At 69.6% G+C, this 585-nt stretch carries 1 protein-coding gene; it reads left to right on the plus strand.

What is annotated here, in order from left to right; translation table 11 throughout:
• Nucleotides 1-93 precede the first annotated feature (93 nt).
• On the plus strand, nt 94-585 hold a 492-nt coding region (locus tag KUM32_RS39455), incomplete at its 3' end, for a beta-ketoacyl reductase (RefSeq protein ID WP_308408840.1).

Genomic DNA, 585 nt, shown 5'->3' on the forward strand with positions numbered 1-585 from the left:
GTGCGGGCGGGGCGGGTGTGGGTGCCACGATTGGAGCGGAGTCGTCCGCCGGCCACTGCCGGTGTCCCGGCGTTGCGGTCGGAGGGGACGGTGGTGATCACGGGTGGTACCGGAGTCCTCGGCAGCCTCGTCGCCCGCCACCTCGTCACCCACCACGGCATACGCCACCTCCTCCTCCTCTCCCGCCGCGGACCTGATGCACCCGGCGCCACCCAACTCCACCACCAACTCACCCAACTCGGCGCCACCCCCACCATCACCACCTGCGACACCAGCAACCCACAACAACTCGCCACCGCCCTCGCCACCATCCCACCCCAACACCCCCTCACCGGCATCATCCACACCGCCGGCACCCTCCACGACGCCCTCCTCACCAACCTCACCCCCCAACACACCCACACCACCCTCCAACCCAAAACCCACACCGCCTGGCACCTCCACCAACTCACCCAACACACCCACCTCGACTTCTTCATCCTGTTCTCCTCGTCGGCCGCTGTGCTGGGCGGTCCCGGGCAGGGCAACTACGCGGCGGCCAACGCCTTCCTGGACGCGCTCGCGCAGCATCGGCGTGACCGGGGC

The organism is Streptomyces sp. AC627_RSS907, assembly GCF_019049165.1.